Origin of the sequence: Dysgonomonas sp. ZJ709 (assembly GCF_011039195.1) — a bacterium.
Taxonomy (GTDB): Bacteria; Bacteroidota; Bacteroidia; order Bacteroidales; family Dysgonomonadaceae; genus Dysgonomonas.
The window spans coordinates 69914-77688 of the sequence record NZ_JAAKEM010000018.1 but is presented as its reverse complement, the minus strand read 5'-3'; the positions used below and the strand labels follow the sequence as shown (position 1 = coordinate 77688).

The 7775-nt window shown below is 32.2% G+C and carries 8 protein-coding genes and 1 pseudogene; all 9 read left to right on the top strand.

The genetic code is table 11. The annotated features are described in order from the left end of the window. The first annotated feature begins 16 nt into the window (after positions 1-16). The 9 genes and pseudogenes from G7Y56_RS12785 to G7Y56_RS12750 all read left to right on the top strand — a co-directional run bounded on the left by G7Y56_RS12785 (position 17) and on the right by G7Y56_RS12750 (position 7764). Positions 17-607, top strand: coding sequence for a DJ-1/PfpI family protein (locus G7Y56_RS12785; RefSeq protein ID WP_165043995.1), 591 nt, complete (start codon positions 17-19; stop codon positions 605-607). A gap of 247 nt (positions 608-854) precedes the next feature. Next, positions 855-1394, top strand: a complete 540-nt coding sequence (locus G7Y56_RS12780) for a GNAT family N-acetyltransferase (RefSeq protein ID WP_165044012.1) — start codon at positions 855-857, stop codon at positions 1392-1394. 311 nt (positions 1395-1705) lie between these two features. Next, positions 1706-2467 (top strand): class I SAM-dependent methyltransferase, encoded by a 762-nt coding sequence (locus G7Y56_RS12775; RefSeq protein WP_165044018.1) that lies wholly within the window; start codon positions 1706-1708, stop codon positions 2465-2467. A gap of 367 nt (positions 2468-2834) precedes the next feature. Beyond that, entirely contained in the window at positions 2835-4184 is a 1350-nt protein-coding gene (locus G7Y56_RS12770) for a site-specific integrase (protein ID WP_165044010.1), read from the top strand. A 64-nt stretch (positions 4185-4248) separates the two neighbouring features. Further along, positions 4249-4704, top strand: coding sequence for a GNAT family N-acetyltransferase (locus G7Y56_RS12765; protein WP_185153999.1), 456 nt, complete (start codon positions 4249-4251; stop codon positions 4702-4704). 132 nt (positions 4705-4836) lie between these two features. Further along, positions 4837-6054: an ATP-binding protein gene (locus G7Y56_RS12760; RefSeq protein ID WP_026627208.1), complete on the top strand. Its 1218-nt coding sequence runs from the start codon at positions 4837-4839 to the stop codon at positions 6052-6054. Between the two features lie 40 nt (positions 6055-6094). Beyond that, a pseudogene (locus tag G7Y56_RS18870) lies at positions 6095-6199 on the top strand (hypothetical protein); the annotation flags it as partial. A gap of 150 nt (positions 6200-6349) precedes the next feature. Continuing rightward, positions 6350-6703 carry a PDDEXK nuclease domain-containing protein gene (locus tag G7Y56_RS18630; RefSeq protein ID WP_255498749.1) on the top strand — a complete coding sequence of 118 codons (354 nt, stop codon included), beginning with the start codon at positions 6350-6352 and terminating at the stop codon, positions 6701-6703. Between the two features lie 140 nt (positions 6704-6843). Further along, a complete protein-coding gene (locus G7Y56_RS12750; protein ID WP_165044008.1) occupies positions 6844-7764 on the top strand; it encodes a DUF6043 family protein in 921 nt (306 codons plus the stop codon). The last annotated feature ends 11 nt before the right edge of the window (positions 7765-7775 follow it).

The window sequence follows — 7775 nt, the reverse complement described above, 5'->3', positions numbered from 1 at the left end:
TGTAACTTGATTAAAAATGAAAAAAGTATTATTGTTATTAGCGGATGGATTTGAAACATTTGAAGCAAGTGTATTCATTGATGTTATAGGCTGGAATCTTGTTGAAGGAGATAACTCTACCGAATTATTTACTTGCGGATTAAAAAAAGAAATTAAAAGTTCATTTAACCAACGGTTTATTGTAGATTATCTGGTAGAAGATATTGATATTTCTACATTTGACGCATTAGCAATTCCGGGCGGATTTGAGGTTTATGGATTTTATAACGATGCTTATGACAATAAATTCTTAGATTTAATTCGAGGATTTAAAACAAATAATAAGATTATTGCATCTATTTGTGTTGGAGCCTTGCCACTGGGAAAGAGTGGTATTTTGAAAAATAAAAATGGAACTGTTTATAATAATCCGATTCGAAGAGAAGCATTGAAAGGATTTGGTGTTAATGTGATAAATCAACCAATTGTAATAGATGACAATGTGATTACTTCATGGAATCCGTCAACAGCGATAGATGTTGCTTTATTATTATTGGAGAATTTAACAACAAAAAGTAATGCTGACAAGATTCGTCAATTAATGGGATTTGATGAAAGGAAAAATTAACTGCCCACAACTAATATACTGCGAATAAAAGACGTCTAACCGAGTACAACTAACGGATTACGAGGTGTAAAAAAGAAAAGGAGCTAAATCAATTAATATTTAACTCCTCTTTGCCTTGTACACGTACCCTTAAGCGTTCAATTCTCGAACCAATTTCTTGAAGATTTAGAGTTAATTTATGAATTAAGAAAGTGGATTTCAAAACCGTAAATTATATATATTTGTATATCAAAAGAGCTAAATAAGTATGGAAAATATACTCATAAGAAAAGTAACTCTAAATAATATTAATCAATTACAAGAAATTGGTAGACGAACTTTTCATGAAACATTCTCATCAACAAATACAGAAGAGAATATGACTAACTATTTAGAAGAGAGATTTTCGATAGAAAAATTAGCCTCTGAACTTAGTAGCAGTGATTCCCTATTTTATTTCGCGATGATTAACAAGGACATAATCGGCTATATGAAAATAAACTGGGGGCAAGTTCAGACAGAAATAAGAGATGAGCAAGGGCTGGAGATTGAACGGATTTATGTGCTGCAAGAATTTCATGGAAAATATGCAGGACAATTACTTTACGAGAAAGCGATAGAAAAAGCAAAACAGAAAAATATCGACTACGTTTGGCTAGGTGTTTGGGAAGAGAACCCAAAAGCCATAGCTTTTTATAAGAAGAATGGTTTTGTAGAGTTTGATAAACATATTTTCAAATTAGGTGATGATGAACAGACAGATATAATGATGAAACTACAATTAACTAACAAAAATAAATGTATCTGAACTGTAATACAATGAGATAAGCTCCGATAGGTAAAAACAAAAAGCGAAGAGAGTTTTTAAACTTTCTGCGCCTTAGTACCCTTAACCGTTCTATTCTCGAACCGATTTTTTGAAGATTTAGACCTAATTTACGAATTGAGATATTGGATTTCGAAACCATAAAGGGTGTTTTTGAGGGTTGAAAAGGAGATAGTATGTAATACTATTTGCGAATGATAGGTGTAATTGAGTTAAATAGATAAGTGAGTTAGCTGTAATTAAAGCACACTTAAATAAGATTGTACAATAAAAAATAGAATTTGAAGAACAAAATGAATACTGATTACAAGGTTGGCGAGTTGATTTATGACGCAAATATTTATGATGGATTAAATACCTTCTTATCTGATTTGCAATTTTACAAAAAGTGGCTGCCGAAAAATAAGAATGCTAAAATACTTGAGCTTTGCTGTGGCACGGGCAGACTTACGCTTCCAATTGCAAAGGATGGATACTCTATTTGTGGGGTGGATTATACTTCATCAATGCTTGAACAAGCAAGAGCTAAAGCTGCCAAAGCAGGATTAGACATTCGTTTTGTTGAGGCAGATATTAGAACTTTAGATTTACAAGAGAAATACGACCTTATTTTTATCCCATTTAATTCAATCCATCATTTATATAAAAATGAAGATTTGTTTAAGGCTTTTAATGTCGTGAAAAATCACCTCAAAGACGGAGGTTTATTTCTGTTAGATTGTTTTAATCCGAATATTCAATATATAGTTGAAGGTGAAAAAGAACAGAGAGAAATTGCTACATATAGAACTGACGACGGAAGAGAAGTATTGATAAAGCAGACAATGCGATATGAAAATAAAACTCAGATTAATCGCATAGAATGGCATTATTTTATCAATGGCAAATTCAATTCTATTCAAAATTTGGATATGAGAATGTTTTTTCCTCAAGAATTAGATTCATATTTGGAATGGAATGGATTTAGTATTATTCACAAGTTTGGAGATTTTGAAGGAGAAGCATTTAGCGATAATTCAGAAAAACAGATATACGTTTTAGCATTTAATAAGTGATGTTACCAATTTTAGGCGTAGCAATTCTGTTTAATTGAGAAATAAGTATTTGATGAAGAAACATCTCTCAAACCGATTACAACTAATAGATTACGAAGTGTAAAAAAGAAAAAGAGCTAAATCAATAAAGATCTAACTCCTCTTCGCCTTGTACACGTACCCAGAGCCGAGGTCAAAATGGTTAAATATATATGAATATCTAATATCTCTAAATTAGCCAAAAATACATATATTATATTGTTAATTAAATGAATAGATAATATTTTAAGTTGATTTACATTTAATGAAGTTGAAACAATTTTAGCACGTGTGGGGAAAATGTGGGGAAAATTTAGTAGGTTTGTAAAAGCAAATAAATAACAAACCTATGAAAGTCACATTTATTATTAAGAAGACAGTAAAACGCTACGATACAGACTCTAAAGCTACAATTTATCTTCGTCTTAGAGATGGAAGGCGTTTGGATTCTATTGCACCTACCGAGTTAACAATTAATCCAAATCTGTGGGATGATAAAGCAGAACAAGTAAAAAGTAAAGTAGTATGTTCAGATGAACTTCGAAACGAAATAAACGGAGGTGTTCGTTTATTAAAAACTTACATAGAAAAAGAATATCAAACGATCAGCAATGATGAGATTTCAAAAGATTGGCTAAAAACAGCTTTAGACAAATACCATAATCCCAATAAATATAAAACAAAAGAAGAGCTCATTGTAGAAACAAAACCAACTATTGAAGAGCTTCTGGATGAATTCCTCTTGAAACACAAGTTGTCTGAAGTAAGAAGAAAGAATTTCAGAGTAGTGAGAAGAGCGATATTACGTTATGAGTTATATGTTAAAGCAACTAGACGAGGACAGAAAGATTTTGTCCTGGATATTGACAATATTACCTCGGATACATTACGTGATATGTGGGATTTTTTTGAAAATGAGCATAAATATTTTGAATTATATCCTGCTATTTATGAATCGATACCCGAAAAACGTACACCAAAACCAAGAGGTAAAAACACACTAAATGATTGTTTTTGCCGTATACGCACATTTTTCCTTTGGTGCTTTGATAATAAGAAAACCACGAATAGACCATTCGATCAGTTTCGTATTGATGAATGTACCTATGGAACACCTATTTATATAACATTAGAAGAACGTGATAAATTGTTTGAGAAAGATTTATCTGTCCATAAACAGGTCGAGATACAAAGAGATATTTTTGTATTTCAAAGCCTTATAGGTTGTCGTATTGGGGATTTATACCGCATGACCAAACAAAACATAATTAATGATGCCATTGAGTATATACCAAGAAAAACAAAAGAAGGAAACCCTCTGACCGTAAGAGTTCCTCTTAACGACAAAGCTAAATTGATTTTGGAAAAGTATAAAGATTGTGAAAGCAATAAGCTTCTCCCTTTCATTTCGGAGCAAAAGTATAATGATGCTATTAAGAAAGCATTTGAACTAGCTGAAATTAATAGGATTGTAACTATACTAGATCCACTTACCAATGAAGAAGTAAAAAAGCCTATGTATGAAGTAGCTAGTAGTCATATGGCTAGAAGAACTTTTATTGGCAATATCTACAAAAAGGTAAAAGACCCAAATTTGATTGGTGCACTGAGCGGACATAAAGAAGGTAGCAAAGCATTTAGTCGTTATCGTGAGATTGATGAGGATATGAAGAAGGAGTTAGTAAATTTGTTGGGATAATATATTACAGAATATTCATCAATCGTTTATCTTTACTTAAATTATATTATAAAAAAAGATGGAAATGATTACAATCGAGAGAACGAACTCAGACAACGAGGACTTCCGATGGCTTGTACAAAAGCTAGATTCCGATTTAGATGAACGTGATAAAAATGCCCATTCCATTTGTGCACAATTTAACAACATTGAGACGATAAAATATGCTGTTATAGCTTATAACGAAAATAATGCTGTCGGTTGCGGTGCTATCAGGGAATATTCGCAAGATACAATGGAAATAAAAAGGATGTTTGTGCTTGAAAATAATCGGGGAAATGGAATTGCTTCAATCATACTCGATGAACTGGAAAGTTGGGCAAAAGATCTAGGATATAAAAAATGTATTTTGGAGACAGGAGAAATGTTACCCGAAGCTGTTAAACTTTACGAAAAAAATAATTACTCAAGAATTCCCAACTATGGGCAGTATGAATGTCTAGGAAGTAATATATGTTTTGCAAAAGAATTAAGTACCTAGAAAAGATAAATTTACATTTATAAATACACTCTCTGTATTTATACCACATATTTTTAGAATATACCTTTATTTTGTAATGTATAAATGAAACTATTTAATATATTTGCAGATGTATAATTCATAAACACCCGTATGCAGCTAGTAGAATACATAAGAAGAGAAAAATATATTGAGAAGATAAGACCTTTTATTGATAAAAATATCATAAAGGTTCTTACAGGTCAAAGACGTGTGGGCAAAAGTTATATTATCTACCAATTGATGGATGAGATAAGAGAGTCTATCAATAATGCTAATATAATATATATCAACTGTGAACTAGAAGAATTTAGAGGGATTAAAACATCTAAAGACCTATATGATCATATCCAAAGTAAATTAGTCGAAGATAAATCGCTCAACTATCTTTTCATTGACGAGATACAGGAAATTGAATCATTCCAAGATACACTAAGAAGCCTTCTTGCAGAAAAGAAATGCGATATATATTGTACAGGAAGCAATGCTAACCTTTTATCCGGAGAGCTGGCTACATTTTTATCCGGCAGATATATTGATGTGAATGTACATTCTCTTAGCTATCGTGAATTTTTGGAATTTCACAAACTGGAGAACAACCAAGAAACATTGGAGAAATACCTTACATATGGAGGTTTGCCTTTCTTAATAAATCTGGAACTTTCCAGAGAACAATCTTTTGAGTACTTGCGTAATGTCTATTCCACGATACTGTTGAAAGATGTTGTTACAAGAGAAAAAATAAGAAATATATCTTTCTTGGAAAATCTGGTTTCCTATATTTCTGATAATGTCGGCAGTTTATTCTCTGCCTCCAATATTAGCAAATACCTAAAATCACAAAGGATCGATATGTCCACACAGATAGTGATAAACTATCTCAGAGCTTTGACCAATGCTTATTTTATTCACAAGGTACTAAGAGCAGATATAAGCGGACTGAAAATATTTGAAATCGGTGAAAAATATTATTTTGAAGATTTAGGTTTACGCAACGTGATTGGCGGATTCAATGCTGCTCAGGATATTCATAAATTAATGGAGAATGCTGTTTACTTACATCTTATTCAATGTGGCTATGAGGTATATGTAGGAAAATTAGGAGACAAAGAAGTCGATTTTATGGCTCAGAAAGACGGACGAAAGGTATACGTACAAGTTTCGTTGACTGTAATGCAAGAAGAAACAAGAAAGCGGGAATTTGGAAACCTTATGCTAGTCAATGATAATTATCCCAAATATGTAGTTACGCTTAACGATATGATAATTGGTAATGATTATAAAGGTATTCAATATGTCAACCTTAAAGATTTCCTTGATAAAGAGATTTAAAGTTTCATTAGCTAATTAAACGCTTTCAAATCAGTAAAGAATAATTGCGTCCACACTGCGGACGCAATTCAACTGGACTCAATATCGGCTTCTTATACAAATAGATAATGAGTATAAAAGAGAATATTACGAATTAGAGGCTTTTAATAATAATTGGACTGGCAGAGAATTAGAACGCCAAATAAATTCAGGGTTATACGAAAGGTTATTATTAAGCAATGATAAAGAATCGGTTTTAGCAGTAGCACGTAAGGAAAGGATTCCCGAACAAGCATCTGAGATTATAAAAGACCCAATGGTTCTAGAGTTTTTAGGATTGAAAAGCGATTCATCCTATTATGAGAAAGACTTGGAAAGTGCTTTGATCACAAACTTGCAAGAATTTTTATTGGAGCTGGGTAATGGATTTTCATTTGTTTCCCGACAAAAAAGAATGCTACTGGAAGATGATGAGTTTTTCGCTGACTTAGTTTTCTATAACAGGCTTTTACGCTGTTTCGTAGTGATTGAGATTAAGACTCATAAAATCACGCATGAAGACATTGGACAACTGCAAATGTATGTAAACTATTACGATAGGAACGAGAAGCAAGCAGATGAGAATGCTACGATTGGAATTTTGCTCTGTGCAGATAAAACAATACATTAGTTAAATACTCTCTACCAGAAGATAATAAAACTATCATGGCTAGTAAATACCAACTCTACTTACCAACAGAGAAAGAGCTGTTAAAGGAATTAAAACGAGAGTTGGGTAAACTAGATATTTAATATTGTAAATTCAATAGTATGGGACAAATAGAATATGACAATTTTAGGAACCGCATAAAAGAGTGGATGGACAACAATCAAGAGGAGTATGATCTTTTTGAAGAGGAGATAAATGAAAAAAACACTTCCGTCTATCAGACTATTATGACTAAAGCTATTGCTCTTGTCCCACAATATCAAAAAGTTATAAGAAAAAAAGCGAATCAAGGAATCTTTAAAGACATTTCAGATATAGAGAATCTCTTTGCAGAAAATAAACTTGCAGAATCTCTTATTAAAGAATTTGATAAAGCTGATGAGAGATCAATCATCCCAGCCCTGCTGTCTTGGCTCTATTTTGGAAAGAGCTTTGAAAGAATGGTCGAAAGAGGAGAAGAGATTAGAAAAGGCAAGCAGACTAGCTATCTTCAAAGACAGGTAATTTCAGTTACAATAAAAATGCTTATATCTAAATCCATTAGTCTTGGACTAAGAACTAAAGCGGATTGGCAGGAACACAGTAGACTTATGAAAATAGCCGATAGTGATAATATAATGGATTGGGAAATTGAAGACAACGTTCCTGAAGAAAAGAAAAAAGCTGGCAGAAAAAGCATAGAGAAGCCTTTGGATGAGATGTTATCTTTTTTGATTGGGAATAAAGAAGGATTATTGAATAAAATTGAAGAATATTTAATCATCAAACACACCGATATAGATATGGCTCGCCTAAAAATAGCACTAGATGAACTATATTACATAGAGTCTTGTGACATTAAGTCATACCGAAATGCTTTAGCTTGTTATTATGGAGAGAAGATTCCAATTGTAGGAGAAAGAGGTATCCAGAAAGGATATAAAGACCTGACTAGTCTTGTTCAAGGAAAGGGTAAATTTGTAAAAGATATTGGAGAAGACCGAATTATTATTGACGAATTAAAGGATTTTCTATCCAATTGAATTCGCTTAAT